Raw genomic sequence first — 17,532 nt, 5'->3', positions numbered from 1 at the left:
GAACCACCCTACACGAGGAAACTCATGTCACCCGCAAACCAGCATTTTTATTTATTTCTGCTATCGTTTATTATAGGACAGTTTCCTGTATTCAGCAACAAACAAATTTTCTCTGTCAGATAATTTACCGTTCCATTCCCATCATCTGATACACCGCATCCATATCCAAATATTCCCGCAGTGTATCAGCAAGTTTATCATACTGCGTTTCCTTAAATTCCTGATAACTCTGCAGTGTTGCTGTCTCCATGGAAATTCCTTTTTTTGCTGCCAGTGCTTCCACGATCTTTGCGGCGATACCGTCTGCATCGAATACACCGTGGACATACGTACCATAGATGTTTCCTTTGCATATTCCATCTGTCTTTTTCATTCCATTCTGATCTGTAATATAGCACAGATTTTCATTGTGATATCTCCGCAATTTGGTTTTCCGGCTTTGCATTTCCTGCTGTTTTTGTGATTTCTGCAGAATTTCAGCTCTCGCTCTCTGACACGGATCTGCAGCAGCCATATCCATCTCATTTTCCGTAAAATCCGTTCGGCTGCTCGCTCCCATATGAATCTCATACCCCGTCAGCTTCATGCCGGACAGTACAGACAGCACACCGGAAAGTTTTTCAAATTCCCCGTCCACCTGTGTTCTCGTCTTTTCCTGTTCCATCTCTGTTACCATCGGCAAAAGTTCCATGCCGCGCAGCATACCGCCCTCCTCAACACCATAAGGATCTGCAATACACTCTCCTAACATCTGGTAGCCGCCGCAGATTCCAAAGATCACGGCATCCTGATTTTTCGCATGCTTTTTTATGGCAGCTTCCAGACCATTCTGACGCATCCATTTTAAATCACCCATCGTATTTTTGCTGCCCGGCAGAATGATCATGTCAGGCTGATGCAGCTTTTCCGGTGTATCTATATAGCGGACAGAAACACCTTCGATCGATTCAAATACCATGAAATCCGTAAAATTGGAAATACGCGGAAAACGGATAACTGCAATATCAACTGCCTTTTCCTCGTGATCCGTAAACCGGTCTGACAGACTGTCCTCATCTTCAAGTACTAAATGCATATAAGGCACGACTCCGGTAACCGGAATCCCGCCTTTTTCCTCTAACATCTGTATACCAGGATCTAAGATCGACACATCCCCGCGGAACTTATTGATGATAAGTCCTTTAATGCGTTCCCGTTCTTTTTCTTCTAACAAAACTAATGTACCGATCAGCTGTGCAAATACACCACCACGGTCAATATCCCCGACGAGCAGTACCGGTGCGTCTAATAACTCTGCAAGCCCCATGTTTACAATATCGTTTTCTTTGAGATTGATCTCTGCCGGGCTGCCGGCTCCTTCGACCACTATGATATCAGCCTGCTGCTCTAACGTCTGATATGCTTTTAAAATATCCGGGATCAGTTTCTTTTTATACGCAAAATAATCCCGTGCCTTCATATTTTTAAGCACTTCGCCGTTTACGATCACCTGGGAGCCTGTATCATTCGTTGGTTTTAAAAGAATCGGATTCATGCAGACCTGCGGTTTTATCCCTGCTGCCTCTGCCTGCATGACCTGCGCACGCCCCATCTCAAGTCCCTCTTCGGTAATATAAGAGTTGAGTGCCATATTTTGGGATTTGAATGGTGCCACACGGTAACCGTCCTGCTTAAAAATGCGGCATAAACCTGCTACAAGCAGGCTTTTCCCAGCATTTGACATTGTTCCCTGAATCATGATTCTTTTTGCCATAAATTTATTTCTCTTTCCTATCCCTGTATTTTCTTTTTAGAGCAAAGAGGTGCTTGCGACTCTTTCGCATTTACCCATCTACTCTCGGCGGCTGATCTCATCCCGCAGTAACGCGGTCATTTCCTGATCTGCTTTTTTTAGACCGACAGCTTTTAATTTTTGCTGCATCTCATCCCATTTTGCATCAAAATCCTCCGGTTTGCAGACAATGCAGTCGATCAGTCCTTTCCATGCTATGTCATTCAGATTACTTAATATCTGATTCAGCTCATCCGGCAGTGTCAAAGACCAGAGCGGTGAATAATTTTCTTTTTCAAATTCTTCTTTCTGTGGGAAAATATCGATCAGCATATCTGCATTCCATGCTTTTAATGCCTCTTTTTCCATCTCATCATAACTTTCCTTTACCACATTTCTTGAACTCTTGCTGTATGAATTGCCGGTAGAATCAACTGCCTCATTTCCATAACTTGGAAACGGATATACACGGAAGCCAACTCCTGTGCGCTCCGAATAATTCGTATCACTTTTCGATACCTCAAGGTCTTCCTCCGTAATACAGCGTTTTCCATTTTCATCATAATAGTAGTTAACTCCTTCGATTCCCCAGTTCAGAAGGATCTGTCCCTCATCACTGCATATCCAGTCCAGAAATTTGACCGCCCGTACAGGATCTTTACAGCTTTTCGTAATACCGATTCCCCAGCCGACTGCCAGACTTCTCTGCTTTAAAGACGGGCATTTTACAGATTCATCAATCGTAACCGGAAGTCCCGCATAAGTCCGCTCGTCCTGTCCTTCCGATCTTAAAGATACCTCCGCATTTGCATAATCCCAGTCTTTATCCAGCAGTCCAAGCACCCTGCCGTCTGCAATCTTCATAATATAATCTTCGTGTGTCTGTGTGGCAAATTCCGGATCTAAAATTCCTTCATTATATATTTCGTTCAGCCATTCATAATATTCTTTCTGTCCATCCGCTGCATGCTTATAATATACTTCTTCCTTGTCCTCATCCACGATCCACTGACCATTATCCGGCGAACCATTTGCGATAAACCCGGACGGATTAGACAACATCGTATACCAGTGCCAGTCAGAACATGCAATGGAAATACCGATGGTCGGTTTTTCATTAATAGTGGGATATTTTACCATATAGTCACGGATCATCTGTGTATATTCATCTAATGTATATGGTATCTGATACCCGTTTTCCTGCAATACCGCCCACTGGAGCTGGGCTGTCCCTGATGTTTCCAATATTTCTTCCTGCACCTTGTCACTGCATAACTGGTAAATAGATGGATCATCACTGGAATAACGCAGATTTTCGTACTCATCTCCATACAATTTTTTAATATTAGGACCATACTCATCGATCAGATCTGACATATCAATCAATGCATCATTCTGGATCAATGTCGGAGCATCCCCTTTTGCAAACACAAGATCCGGATATTCCCCGGTTGCAACCATCAGCGCAATACGGTTATCACTGGCATCCGCAGGGTAATCCATCTTTAGCGTAACACCTGTCTTTTCTGTTATTTTCTGTGCGACAGGATCTGTCCATGTGTCCTCCATCCCGTCCGCATTATAAAATGTAAATGTAACCGGTTCTAAATCTTCCTGACTGCTCTCCTGCTTTTGTGTGTCTGAAACAGTTGTATTTTCTGTGGCACCACAGCCATATAACCCCATCAGCAGACTGCCTGTGATAAGACCACTTACGATCCTGCTGCACACTGTTCTATTGCATGCAAAATATTTACATACAAAAGTTTTACCTATATCTTTGTATAAAAAACTCCTTCCCATATATCCTGCCCCTTTAAATTATTTTCTCATTTTCAGAATGTAATATTTCATTACTCAATTTCCGACGTCAGAACCGGAAGTTTGATACTGACTTTCGTTCCTGCTCCTGTCTTACTCTCAAATTCTACTCCGTAATTCTCCCCATACTGAAGTTTAATTCTCTGATTGACATTACAGATTCCGATATGCGTCCGGTCAAGATTGTCAAAATCATTCAACGCCTTACGCACTTCGTCTAGTTTTTCCATGGACATTCCGCATCCATTATCTGATACTGTAATCCACAGATGGGATCTCACTTCAACCCTGATCACGATTTCTCCCCCGCTTTCCTTTGCCTCAAGTCCATGCACAAATGCATTTTCCACAAAGGGCTGGATCAATAGCGGCATAACCTTCAGTGAACTGATATCTCCCTCCGTCTCAATACTGTAATGAATCCTGTCATGGAAACGGTAATCCTGTATTTTCAGATAATACTCGACTAACTTCAATTCTGATTTTAACGGCTGTAATGTATTGCTTACCTGAATATTTCTCCGCATGATCTTTGCAAGCATTTTTGCTAATTCTTCGATATCCGGCTGATCGTGAATCCTTGCCTGCATACGGATCGTCTCCAACGTATTATACAAAAAATGCGGATTAATCTGGCTTGCAAGCATCTTAAATTCCACTTCTTTCTGCCTTGCATTGACCTGTTCTTTCTGCACACGCTCCTTGATCACATTATTCATCAGTTCCTGGATAGAATCGATCATAACCTTCAGATCACGATAAAGATCTGTGATTTCATCCTCACCGCCGATATCTTCTGTAATATTAAAATCTCCGGTTGCCGCCTTGTGCATCTGGAGACGGAACGTATTTACCCTTGCACTGAACTGATTGGAAAATGCTAAAATGATTCCAAGTCCAAATGCCACACATACAAGCTGCGGCACAAGACTTCCCAACGCACTGCGTGCTGCTGATCCGGCAATCTCCTCATATGGACATACACTTACTAACGTATAATAATCATCAGAATAATCCGGTTTTACCCGCACTGTCGATAAAAGACAGGTATCTTCGCCCTGAAAACGTACTTTTCCGGAATAAGTATCATCTTTGATCTGCTTTAATAACAGAATCATCTCATCTGTATCACGGTTATTTTCATTGCGATGTAAAACCACAGTATCATCATACACTAAATAAGTATCCTGTGTCCGCTCCTGCACCGGCAGTTCTGTACGCTTATACTGCATGGTTATCGCAAGTACACCGACTGGCTCCATATCCTTTGTATATAAAAGTCTTGACATCCGAAGGGAATCTTTGCGTTTGAGCGAATCATACGAATAAGACCAGTAAGGCTTTCCATCCAGATCTAATGTATTCTGGTACCATGGTTTCTCTGCGATCTCCTGGTCTACATGTACAAAATATTCATTATTGGAAATTGTATCATTATTAAGATACAATGTGATACTTGAAATTTCATGATAATAATATTTCAGATAATCAGAAATGGTATCATAGTCTCTGTAATCTGCAAGAATCTCTGAATAATTTTCATATTGATGAAATGCGATATGCTCGATCTTTTCATCAAAGTACATCTGTTTGGAAATATCAGAGATGACGGACATACTTTCGCTCATGGAATCTGCGATCATATTCAGTCCATCCATCTCGCTTTCCTTTGCTTTCTGGATCAGTACCGTTCTTGTATTCTGATAAGTATAAATATCCAATAACAAGATCGGCAGAATTCCTCCCGCAATATATATAAAGAGCATTCTCTCCCGCAGTCTTAAGTTACCTATAAACGTTTTTATCCGGGCAAACAAACTCATATTTCTACACCTTTCGTTTGTCTTTCAGTCAGGCCGGCATTTCCCACTATTTATTCCGGGCAAACACGTACTATAACCGGAAATCTGCTGTTTATTCCGGGTGCTGTGACATGAAGTCCCTCCCCATCAACAGACCACTGCAGCTTACCGTCATATCCTAAAATGTCCACCGAATCAATGACGCCATGAAACTCCGGTACATTCTGGTCACTGCTGTCTGCAAGTGAATGGATACAGAAAACACCATCTTTAGGACATTGTAACGCAATTGCGTAAATATTTCCATGATTAATCGTAAAACGATAATCTCTGTCTGTAAATTTCAGTTCTTTCTGATCCTGAAACTGCCCTTCTGCCGTTACAGTAGGTCCTTCCATGGATTTTCTCCATACCTTTGCCCCCGTGATGGCTTCACTGTTTACTTTCATCCATCCTGCAAGGTCTTCTAAGATCGCACGGTCGCCATCCGGTATGGTTCCGTCCGCTTTTGGACCGATATTCAGTAAAAGATTTCCGTTTTTGCTGACCACATCAACAAGCGTACAGATGATCTCATTGCTGCTCTTATAATCTAACGTATCTGTATAGCACCAGGAATTTCTTGCTACCGCCGTATCTGTCTGCCATTCATACGGCTTTGCCTCCGCAAAACCACCTCGTTCTACTTCTACAATACCGCTGCCAAACATCATTGCATCATGTTTATAACAGATTTTTACATCTTTGCCCCATTTTATGCCACAGTTATAATAAAATGCTGCAATCTTCTTTAAATATGGCTTAAATGCCTGATGCTGTACCCACCAGTCAAAATAAAGCAGCGATGGTTGATAATTTAAGATCAGTTCTGCGGTGCGTGCTAACCAGTCATTTAAAAATTCTTCCGTCGGATATGGTTCTCCATAAAGATCTTCCGCATCCGGTTCCGGCATAGACGGCCAGTACAGATCTCCTTTTTGCAGAGGTTCTCTGATATCACTGTCAAATTCTTTTCCATGCCCTAAGAAAAACCAGTGTTCTGCACGGTGGGAAGATGCACAAAACATCATACCCTGTTTTTCGATTTCTTCTTTCAGTTCCCCAAGCACATCCCTCTTTGGTCCCATCTCTGCGGCATTCCAGTGGGACAGTCCGCTTTTGTACATCTGAAATCCATCATGATGTTCCGCAACCGGAAATACATAACCGGCACCAGCCTCTTTAAATAATTTTACCCATTCTGCAGGGTTAAATTTTTCAGCACGAAACATTGGAATAAAATCTTTGTAACCAAAATTTTTCTGGCTTCCGTAAGTTTTTACATGGTGTTCATATGCAGGCATTCCTTCGATGTACATGTTCCTCGGATACCATTCATTAGAGTTTGCAGGAACGCTGTAAACACCCCAGTGGATGAAGATTCCAAAGTGGTTTTGTTTAAACCAGTCCGGGGTTTTTGCCTGCATCAGGGAGGACCAGGTGGGTTGATACGGTCCTTCTGCAATGATGCGGTCTACGGTTTCAAGAAGTTGTTGTTCTTTCTGCTCTGACATGATATACTTTCCTTTTCTTTTTGAAAAAATCTACTTACTCTGGATGATCGCAACTGCTTTAGGTTCAAGCACAATATTTTCTCCTGCCTGGTAATCTGCTTTACCGAGCAGGTCGGTTCCGGCTTTTTTCAGCGTTACTTCCTGTGGTTCATCCGTTGGATTTAAGAGGAATAAGAAGCTGCCATTTTTGTTCTCGCGGAGGGTGATTTCTACTTTTTCGCTGCCTGAAGCGAGAGCCTCGACACCGGCATCTTTCAGGATATCCGTCAGGAAGGTACGGTAAAACTCTCCGTCTGAACGGGTTGCAACGTAGCAGGCTTTTCCTGTTCCAAAGGAATTGCAGGTCAGTACCGGCATTCCGGCATAAAAATCATTGTCATAAACGGCAAGCGTTTCTGCACCTTCGGTGTGTAAGAGGTCACAGAGTACTTCAGCCGGGTAAGTGACATCTTTGTATGCAAAAGTGTGTTTCATTCCGACATTCCCCTCCGGGATGGCATCGGATTCTTCCACCCAGATGCCTAAGATATCGCGCAGTCTGCCCGGGTATCCGCCTGTAATAACAAGATCATGATCTTCCACATAACCACTGAAATAGGAAGTTACAAATGTACCTCCTTCTTTGACATATGCACGGATTTTTTCATCATAACCGTCTTTACACATGTATAACATCGGTGCGATCACAACTTTATAACCGGACAGTTCATCATCCACACCAACAAAATCCATCGGAATATGAAGATTCAACAATGCTTTATAATACTGATAGATTTCTTCATAATAATTGATGCATCGGCTTGGTCCTGCGGACAGCACGGTTGCCCACCAGTTATCCCAGTCAAACACCATTGCCACTTTTGCCGGAGTACGTGCGCCAAGCAATGTATCCGAAAGTCCTTCAAGTTCTTCCCCAAGCGCCGTAATCTCACGGAATACCCTTGTATTTTCATTACCAACATGGTCGATCACTGCACCATGATATTTTTCACAGGCACCTATGCTTCTGCGCATCTGGAAAAACATGACCGTGTCTGCTCCATGCGCTGCTGCCTGATAGCTGTATAAACGCATCACACCCGGACGTTTCAGGGCACAATAAGTATGCCAGTTGCTCACACTCGGTGTCTGCTCCATCAGTGCAAACGGTTTTCCGCCCTTTAACCCGCGCATCAGATCATGCGCCATCGCATTGTTTTCTGTTTCTGCCCCAAATGACGGATAGCTGTCCCAGGAAATAAAATCCATCTCTTTTGCCCATTTCTGGTAGTCTAATGACGGATAAAATCCCATCAGATTCGTGGTAACCGGAACGTCCGGTGTATATGCTTTTACCGTATCACGCTCTAACTTATAACAGTCTAAAATACTGTCTGAATTAAATCTGCGGTAATCGAGCGAAATTCCCTGGAAGTTTGTGCGGATACCATCCCAGTTAAATTCTTCCGAACGCATATCCGGCAGAACGACATCATCCCAGTCATAAAATGTATGGCTCCAGAAACAAGTATTCCACACACGGTTTAACTCATCGATCGTCTTATATTTTTTGCGCAGCCATACACGGAATGCTTTTTCACAGTTTTCACAATAACATTCTCCGCCATATTCGTTGGAAATATGCCATGCAACGATATTGTCATAATCTTTATAACGCTCTGCAAGTTTTCCAGCCAGTGCCACGGAATATTTCCGGTAGGTCGGACTGTTTGGGCAGGAATTATGACGTGCTCCAAACTTACGTTTCATACCGTTATGCTCCACACGCAGGATATCCGGATATTTTCTTGCCATCCATGCCGGATGCGCACCTGTTGAGGTTGCAAAGCAGACTTTTAATCCGTTTTCTTTTACATATTTCATGATCTTATCCAGTTTGGAAAAATCATAGGTAACTTCATCCGGCTGCAATGCTGCCCAGCTAAACACATTTAAAGTCACAACATCTATATGCGCCAGTTTAAACATGCGCATATCCTCTTTCCAGATCTCTTCCGGCCACTGCTCCGGATTATAGTCTCCGCCGTATAAAATTTTATGTACTTTGCTGCTCTCGATCATCTCTTTACTCCTCTTGCCTTTTTATATTTTTTCATTGCCTATAAATATATTTTATCTGCTTTTTTAAATAGTGAACTGTCCAAAAATTGACAATCTCTTATTCACCCTCACGATTCACACGCTCGATCTGCAGAAAAATACGTTTACTCACTGCTGCAACCGTATAAATGATAAATCCAGGGCCAAATAAGATTCCAAGGAATATCATCGTGGAATTATACTGGAAAATCAGCACTTCCGCAGCAACAAGTATCACTAAGATCAGCGTTTTTCCAAAATATTTTCTTGAAATATCCATAGAGTTCTGAATGGTACGGATCACTGTATTTTCGTATCTTGCCAACAGCGGAAATGCATAGATCATCGCAATGATTACAAGAAATACGGAGACCATACCAATGATCAGCAAAATGACCGGATTGTTTTTCACCGCTCCAAAAAGCTGGAAATCAAGATACACCGCATACCACGCAATCAGAAAGATCAGTCCCATCGGAACTCCCTGCTTAAAGTTTGCCTTGTATGCCTCAAAATAAGATTTTGCAATATAACCTTCCTCATCATCCGCTAATTTTAGTGCAACTGACATTGCTGCTGTCGTTGATACACCGATCGTAAAAATTGGTATACTTCCTAGAATCCACAAAAAATTTAATTTTAAAATATCTAACAATCTGCTCAAAAAACGGTATAACGGACTGTCCACACTGAAAAATTTCATCTTTTCCTCCGATCCAGAGTGCTGTAAATACACTTCTCTCTTTTATTTATTTTTTCTGTCTGATCTGCTTTCATCATACAGGATTTTTACAAATATATCCAGTATGATGAAAACAGACCGGGGCGATCCGGACGTTTTGTCCGGATCCTTTGCTCAGGTCTGTCTTTTCAAACAACAGACGTCTTTACATAACATGCCATCTATTGTTTTTCATCACATCGTTATTTGATTGTCTCTTTTACTGCGTCCTCAGCTGCTTTTCTAAGTGATGCTTCATTCTCCTGGAATGCGATACACTCATCATAGCCGTAATCTTTTGCCTGAGAGATCATATCAGAAACGATCTGGTCGTATTCAGCATCTGTCTTAGCATAGATTGCTTTCCATGAATTTGTCTTGATGCACTCAGCAACCTGTGTCCATAATACATTTAACTCATCAGATTTTACAGACTCAGAGTATGTTGTACCAAGAGAAAGTTTGTAAGGTCTTGATCCCATGTACTCATCTGCTGTTGCAAAACCGGTCTTATCTCTCCAATCCTGCTCAATGTCAGAATTTGCATCTGTTGCAAAACTAGCCCATTTACGATAGTTGTATGTCTCACCGTTTGAATCAGGATTTAAGGAATCAAGTGCCCATGTTGTGTTGTTCATTTTAAAGGAACCATCATCAAATGTTCCGCTGTAACCATCAGACATCTGTGTGCTGATATCTGTCTTAGCTGCACGTCCTAAATCTGTAAACTGTGTTTTTCCATTTTCATCATAGTACCAGCAGACATCCTTTGGACCATACTCAGCTGTCATACGTCCTTCCGGAGTAGATAACCAGTTTAAGATAGCCATACACAATTCCGGATACTCTGTCTTAGCACCGATAGACCAGATACGGTTTCCACCATAGATATTCTGACCATAGCAGATCGGGGTTGCATCTTCCGGTGGGCAAGGATACATTGCTTTTCCTTCCTGTGCATGTGAATCTGAGTTGTAGAAAGTAGAACCTAAGAAGTTGAATACATTTAAGAATGCTCCACCGTTCTGGTAATCTTCCTGCATACCATCATATCCCTGTGTCTGTGAGTCAGGATCAAGTAATCCTTTCTGAAACAGATTGTTATAGAATTTTAAGCATGTAAGATAAGGTCCATTCTCCTCTAACACCGGATGGAATACCTGCTCCTCCGGATCATAAAGACCAAAACCGAATTCATCATATCCATAATAAGCAGTTGCCGTTGATTTTACGAACATTACCATATTTCCATCCCAATCGTTAAATAAGGAAACACCGTAAGTTGTTTTTCCATTATCATCTGTCGGGCAGATTTCTTTCATCTGACCCAATACATCTACCATATCATCTAATGTTTTGATCTCAGGATATCCTAACTCTTTGTAAAGATCCCATCTTAAATCCCAGGTATACATGAAATCCTGACGTGCTGTTGCATCTCTTGCAACATCAAATCCGAATCCATAAACCGTACCGCCGGAAAGGTCTGCATTTTTCTGTAATGCATACGGCATGTTTTGTTTGATGTATGGACCATAATCGCTTAAGATATCATCCTCATTCCAGTCAAAGAGCATTCCTTTGTTCACTGCCTGCTGATACTCATCGGAGTCATTTCCCCAGAGAACCAGGTCTCCAAGATTTCCTGACTCCATACGTGTCTCATATACACCGTCGGAATCCGGAATGATATTTAATTTTACATTGAATTTGTCCAACATGATCTGACCGAACCAGCCGATCTGCTCTCCGGAATAGTTTGCTAACTGGTCGAATACATCAAGAGTTACTGTCTCCTCCGGAATGATGTCTGCCAGATCCTCAGCATCCGCCTCATCGGAAGAAGCGTCTCCAGTCTCTGTGCCAGCTTCGTCCACAGCATTATCTGCTGCTGTGTCATTTTTTGTGTTGCTTGCCTGATCATTTCCCCCACAGGCTGCCATGGAAACTGTCATCGCAGCTACCAAAAGCAGTGATACAATTTTTTTAGCTTTCATATAATCCTCCTTGTTTTGCGAAGCAAAATCCGAACCCTTTGGTGAGGAGAGGATTTTACTCCTTGTTTTGCGAAGCAAAATCCGAGTCCTTTGGTGAGGAGAGGATTTTACTCCTTGTTTTGTGTTATATTGATTCCGCACCACGCGGTTAACACCTCTTTAACCTTTTACGGCACCTAACATGATACCTTTCTCAAAGTAACGCTGCATGAATGGATATACGACTAAGATCGGAATTACGGTTACCATGGAAATCGTATATTTGATAACTTTTCCACTCATTGCTGATTTAAGAACAGCCTCGCTGACAGCTCCACCGGACTCCATCAATGCACTTAAGTTGGATGCCTGATTTAAGTAAATGTAAAGTCTGTGCTGTAACGTATATAATTTCGGAGCAGATGTCATTAAAATCAGGGAATCCGTAAAGGAGTTCCAGTGGCCAACTGCACCAAAGATCGCAATCGTTGCAAGGATCGGTTTGCTGAGCGGCCAGATGATCTTACGAAATACGGTAAAGAAACTTGCTCCGTCGATCTGTGCGCTCTCTTCGAGTTCTGCCGGAATAGACTCTATGTACGTCTTTACCAAAATGATGTTATATGGTGCCACAATACCAGGAATGATGTATGCCCAGAATGTATTGGTCAGTCCTAACATCTGCATGTTTAAGAACCATGGGATCAGACCTGCATTAAAATACATGGTGATCACAAGGAATCTGTACCAGAATTTTCTGCCCCACATTTCATCTTTTGTTACCAGATAACCGATAAATCCTGATGCTGCAACCATAAGTGCTGTACCAAGTACTGTTCTTGACAATGATACGATCAATGCACTTGAAAGGTCACTTACGTTTAACAGAGCTGTATAGTTATCCAGATGGATTCCTCTCGGTACGAAGTTGATCACACCCCTGATTACCAGATCGTTATCACTGATCGTATTGATGAACAGGTAATAAAACGGGAATATACATGCGATTGTAAATAATGTAAAAAACAGGTAGTTTAAAATGTTAAATACGACATCGCCGGGTTTTAAGCGATATTTGCGTTTATGTGTTTTTTCATAAAGCTTTTCGGCTTTTAAATCAGCCTTTTCCTGTGCTGTTTTTGCCATGTCTTATGCCTCCTTATACAATACTCTCGCCACGAATCAGTTTTGAAATACCGTTTGCACCAAACAGTAAGGTTACACTGACAAGTGATTTTACCATACCAATTACTGTTGATAATGGGATCTGTCCCTGTCCGATACCAAGTTTGTATACATACAGGTCAAGTACCATAATAGCGTTTGTATTGGTAGAGTTTTCAAATACTAAATACTGATCCATACCGTTGCTTAAGATATTGGCGATTGACATTAACAGTAATACACAGAATGTCGGGATCAGGCTTGGCACTGTGATATTCCACATTCTCTGGAAGCGGCCTGCGCCATCCACCGTTGCTGCTTCATAAAGCTGCTGGTCAATACCGGAAATCGCTGCGATATAAATGATTGCACTCCAGCCGATTCCTTTCCATAAGCCCCATGCTAACATCTGCAGCCATACATGGCTGCCTCCCATCAGCATATTCACGCCCTCTTTCCAGATTCCGGCATTTACCATCAAACTGCTGACAAATCCGTCTGTAGAAAAGATACAAAATGCGATTGCATATACAAGAACCCAGCTGATGAAGTTCGGTACTGTTGTAAGTGTCTGTACGACGCGGCGGAACTTCATGTTTTTAATCTCGCAGAGGAAAATTGCAAATGCCATTGGAAGCCAGCTTGTCAAAATTCCAAGACCACTCATTGCAAGTGTGTTTTTCAGAACACGGATGATATCTCTTACCGTTGCAGGATTTTTAAACAACTGTGTGAACCATTTGAATCCAACAAAGTTATCCATGCTTAAGGTATCACCAACTTTGTAATCGAAGAATGCATATCTCCAACCCCATAATGGCAGATAACAGAACACACCAGCCAGTGCTAAAAACGGCATCAACATCAGAAACAGACGATACTTTGTTTCCATCTCATATTTTGCGCCTGCCTCAACTTTCGGCTGTTTTACCATCACAATCAATGTAACTGCTAAAAGTATGATCGCAACGATTAAGATTGCATAGAAGCCATTGGAAAAGATCGGTTCTATCTTACCAGGTTTTTCCGTTTTGCTGATCTGGCTGTATGCAAGTGCGATACCACCAAGTCCGAGGATCATCACTGCACTTCCTGCCGCTGTGAAGATGTTGCTCAGTTTTTTCATTTTCAGATTACCAAGTGATAAACATCCTCCCACTGCAACCGCTGCTGTTCCAAGACAGGTAACCAGAGCAGATACAGAGTCAAGCCGTAATGTTGACTTCATGACCCATCCTTTTCGGAATGCACGTCCAAACTCTGATGCCAGTGATGAGTATGAGATACCGGAAGTAAACAAGGATAAGTTTCTTCCGATCATTCCACTGATTCGCGCTGGGTTAATTCCAGGTATGAACATAAATAAGACTGCAAACAGAACTGCGATCCGAAGTACAAGATATAACTTATCTGTAACGCCGGTGCCATCTGCTTTTTTGTTTTTTGAAATGCCCGTTTCTTTCATTTCTCCCTTTCCCTTCTTTTTGGTTTTCTCCAGCATCCGGAGGTTTTCGAAAACGTTTAAGTTTTGCCTTAAAAAAAATATTTCCGAACTGCTTTTGTTGTATTTATTATATAAAAGGGAAGAAAATTAAAATACCGTAAATAATTGATAAAATATACCTTGATTTTTGGTCATTGAAAATCAGATGTAAAAAAATAGAGGTATTTTTTTCTAATAAATACCCCTGTCCTTTTGATCATCTTCTGACGTACCTGAATTTTATGATGTTATAACCAATCCCCCCTCACACTCTATTCTCACTTCAGTAAAATGGAAACTGCATATGCTTTACATACAGCTTCTGAAATTCTTCTGTGTCTGCAAGATTGATTTCATTCGATAACGTTGTAATTTTTTCTGGCTTCAGCCCATTTTTTTCTTTTTTGCCAGTCAGGCAACAGACAGCGCCCTCTAAGGCGCTGTTTCCGACAGGAATCAGCTTTCCTCGTAGTCCTGACGGCAGAAGTCCGATCCCAACTGCCTTTTCCATATCAAGACCTGTACCAAATCCGCCTGCCACATATACCCGATTGATCTGTTCATATGGTATGTGTGCTTTCTGCAGCAGAACTTCCACACCTGCGCAGATAGCTGCCTTCGCCATCTGTATCTGTCTGATATCCTCCTGTGTAAAATAGATTTTACCGGGTACGACCGGAAACCCTTTGGTAAACCATGGCTCTTTCAGGGTTCCATATGTATCAACGATACGATGGCGCACTAATTCGTACATCACGTCAATAATTCCTGTTCCGCACAACCCGATCGCGGTTTTGCCACCAATCATTTTCGTCACCATATTTTCTTTTCCGAACAGAACTGCACGGCAGACAGCCCCCGATACTCCCGGCACTCCACAGGATATGTTTCCACCCTCGAATGCAGGTCCTGCTGCAACGGATGATACAAGGAAATGATCCCCCGCAGATAAGACCATCTCACCGTTTGTTCCGATATCGATCAGCATCTCACACTGATCCGGACGCATATCGCATCCGATCATACCTGCTGTAATATCACCTCCGACAAAAGCAGAGATTCCCGGAACGATGTATACTTCCGCACACTGGTTTATTCCGATATTCCCACTATTTCTGACATCTCCATACTCTCCAGTGCTTCTGATGTTTCCTCCATCTCCATATTCTCCAATACTTATGCCTTTCTTTACATCTTCACACTCTCCGGTTAATTCGCTCCAAGTCATCTTCTCCGGCGCAAGATTTACCGGTGTAAACGGCGCAATTCCAAGTCCCGCACAGGAATACCCAAGCAGCAAATGGCACATAGTTGTATTTCCAGCAATCACGATCTTACTGACACTTTGTGTGCTTTGTTCATCCATTTTCTGCCCAGCAAGCAATATTCCTACCAGATCTTTTATATCTTTTAAAATGCTCTGTCTTAAATTTTCTGCGTCACCAGACGCTGCCGCCCGGATTCTTGATATCACGTCTGCTCCATATGCTCTCTGATGATTGACGCACACTGCTGTATTTATGCATTTTCCATCCGTAAGTGAAATCAGCTCGCCTGCCAGCGTGGTCGTTCCGATATCGATTGCAATGCCATATGTAGAGTTTTCTGTATCTACGCTCTCTAATGGCATTTCCAAAGCCAGTGATATCTGCTGGTTATCTTCTGTTCTCTTTTTTTCGATAAATTCCGGCTGCCTGTCCCCTGCATCTTCCTTTTCCCATACAGATACTCCTTGCCCATCACCTGCTTCCTTTTTTCCACGGATAAATTCAGTCTGCACATGCATCTGCTCCCCACCTTCTTCTGGAATGCGCACATACATATCGCCTGATGGAATCGTCATACAGGAAAGACGCCATCCTTCTTCTAACTCCTTCTCTGTAAACACTTCTTTTTCCCGTGGTTTGGGTGGATCTGCTTTTTGTATTTCTTCTATTATAATGCAACATTTTCCACAGGTACCTTTTCCATTGCAGGGTGCATCTAAATATTCCCCCTGTGCTCTCAATAGTTCCAGCACTGTCCTGTTCTGGTTTTGTTGTAAAAAAACTCGTTTCATCAATTCCTACCTGCCATGAACTTACTTATTGAAATAAATTATACCATTCTCCCTACAATATGGAAACACCACTTCTTTCTGTTATCAACAATATACATACACTGTTTTGTCAGCAGCAATTGCATATTTTCCTTGTTTAGCACAAAATATAATGCTATGATATTTTGCAGAAAAAAGAAATAGAGATTCGTGTAAAAAAGATATTTTTCACACGTAGAATGGAGATTACTATGAAACTGATATCCTGGAATGTCAACGGGCTGCGTGCCTGTATTCAAAAAGGTTTTCTTGATTTTTTTCATGAAATAGATGCAGATATTTTCTGTATTCAGGAATCGAAACTACAGGAAGGACAGATTGACCTTCCACTGCCCGGTTATTTTTCGTACTGGAATTACGCAGAGAAAAAAGGTTATTCCGGCACCGCAATTTTTACCAGAAAAGAACCTTTAAATGTGACCTACGGCATCGGTATCGAAGAACACGACAAAGAAGGACGTGTCATCACTTTGGAATACCCTGATTTTTATATGGTTACCTGTTATACACCAAATTCACAGAATGAACTGGCACGTCTTCCTTACCGTATGCAGTGGGAAGATGATTTCCGTACTTATTTAAAGAAACTTGATGACGTAAAACCCGTCATTCTCTGTGGAGATTTAAATGTAGCACACAAGGAAATTGACCTAAAGAATCCAAAAACGAACCGGAAAAATGCCGGTTTTTCAGATGAAGAACGTGCAAAAATGACAGAACTTTTAGGCGCCGGTTTTACAGACACTTTCCGTTATTTTTATCCGGATATGGAACAGATCTATTCCTGGTGGTCTTATCGTTTTAAGGCACGTGAAAAGAATGCCGGATGGCGTATTGACTATTTTATCACATCAAACCGGCTCAAAAACAAACTCACCGGTGCAAAGATCCATACAGATATTTTCGGCTCAGACCACTGCCCGGTAGAATTAGATATCGACTTATAAAATGAATTGCCCTACAAATACTGATTTGTTTATGAAATAAATCGCCCGCTCAAATGGTGTGTCATGGGATTGTGAGTGGCGTCTTGCGCAAAGCCGGAGTAATTTTTGTTCCGTTGT

Annotated in this window: 11 protein-coding genes; 1 reads left to right on the top strand and 10 read right to left on the bottom strand. The window is 42.0% G+C overall.

The window, feature by feature from the left end:
- Positions 1-124 precede the first annotated feature (124 nt).
- The 10 genes from DXA60_RS17285 to DXA60_RS17240 all read right to left on the bottom strand — a co-directional run bounded on the left by DXA60_RS17285 (position 125) and on the right by DXA60_RS17240 (position 16,429).
- Positions 125-1,753, bottom strand: coding sequence for a cobyric acid synthase (locus DXA60_RS17285; protein WP_117922539.1), 1,629 nt, complete (start codon positions 1,751-1,753; stop codon positions 125-127).
- A 78-nt stretch (positions 1,754-1,831) separates the two neighbouring features.
- Positions 1,832-3,574: an ABC transporter substrate-binding protein gene (locus tag DXA60_RS17280; protein WP_117922538.1), complete on the bottom strand. Its 1,743-nt coding sequence runs from the start codon at positions 3,572-3,574 to the stop codon at positions 1,832-1,834.
- A 50-nt stretch (positions 3,575-3,624) separates the two neighbouring features.
- Positions 3,625-5,319: a sensor histidine kinase gene (locus DXA60_RS17275; protein WP_243006945.1), complete on the bottom strand. Its 1,695-nt coding sequence runs from the start codon at positions 5,317-5,319 to the stop codon at positions 3,625-3,627.
- Positions 5,320-5,465: 146 nt separating this feature from the next.
- Positions 5,466-6,947: an alpha-L-fucosidase gene (locus tag DXA60_RS17270; RefSeq protein ID WP_117922536.1), complete on the bottom strand. Its 1,482-nt coding sequence runs from the start codon at positions 6,945-6,947 to the stop codon at positions 5,466-5,468.
- Between the two features lie 30 nt (positions 6,948-6,977).
- Positions 6,978-9,008 carry a beta-galactosidase gene (locus tag DXA60_RS17265; RefSeq protein ID WP_117922535.1) on the bottom strand — a complete coding sequence of 677 codons (2,031 nt, stop codon included), beginning with the start codon at positions 9,006-9,008 and terminating at the stop codon, positions 6,978-6,980.
- A gap of 97 nt (positions 9,009-9,105) precedes the next feature.
- Complete coding sequence (locus DXA60_RS17260; protein WP_117922534.1) at positions 9,106-9,729, bottom strand: YesL family protein; 624 nt, start codon at positions 9,727-9,729, stop codon at positions 9,106-9,108.
- A gap of 221 nt (positions 9,730-9,950) precedes the next feature.
- On the bottom strand, positions 9,951-11,744 hold the full coding sequence (locus tag DXA60_RS17255) for a hypothetical protein (protein WP_117922541.1): 1,794 nt from the start codon (positions 11,742-11,744) through the stop codon (positions 9,951-9,953).
- A 159-nt stretch (positions 11,745-11,903) separates the two neighbouring features.
- Positions 11,904-12,869 carry a carbohydrate ABC transporter permease gene (locus DXA60_RS17250; RefSeq protein ID WP_117922533.1) on the bottom strand — a complete coding sequence of 322 codons (966 nt, stop codon included), beginning with the start codon at positions 12,867-12,869 and terminating at the stop codon, positions 11,904-11,906.
- A gap of 13 nt (positions 12,870-12,882) precedes the next feature.
- Entirely contained in the window at positions 12,883-14,352 is a 1,470-nt protein-coding gene (locus DXA60_RS17245) for an ABC transporter permease (RefSeq protein ID WP_117922540.1), read from the bottom strand.
- 301 nt (positions 14,353-14,653) lie between these two features.
- Positions 14,654-16,429 carry an ASKHA domain-containing protein gene (locus DXA60_RS17240; protein WP_117922532.1) on the bottom strand — a complete coding sequence of 592 codons (1,776 nt, stop codon included), beginning with the start codon at positions 16,427-16,429 and terminating at the stop codon, positions 14,654-14,656.
- A 230-nt stretch (positions 16,430-16,659) separates the two neighbouring features.
- On the opposite strand from DXA60_RS17240, the gene DXA60_RS17235 reads away from it, so the two are divergent.
- Positions 16,660-17,415 (top strand): exodeoxyribonuclease III, encoded by a 756-nt coding sequence (locus tag DXA60_RS17235; RefSeq protein WP_117922531.1) that lies wholly within the window; start codon positions 16,660-16,662, stop codon positions 17,413-17,415.
- The last annotated feature ends 117 nt before the right edge of the window (positions 17,416-17,532 follow it).

Source organism: Roseburia sp. OF03-24 (assembly GCF_003463035.1).
Lineage (GTDB): Bacteria > Bacillota > Clostridia > Lachnospirales > Lachnospiraceae > Roseburia > Roseburia rectibacter.
This window is presented reverse-complemented; position numbering and strand designations above follow the sequence as displayed.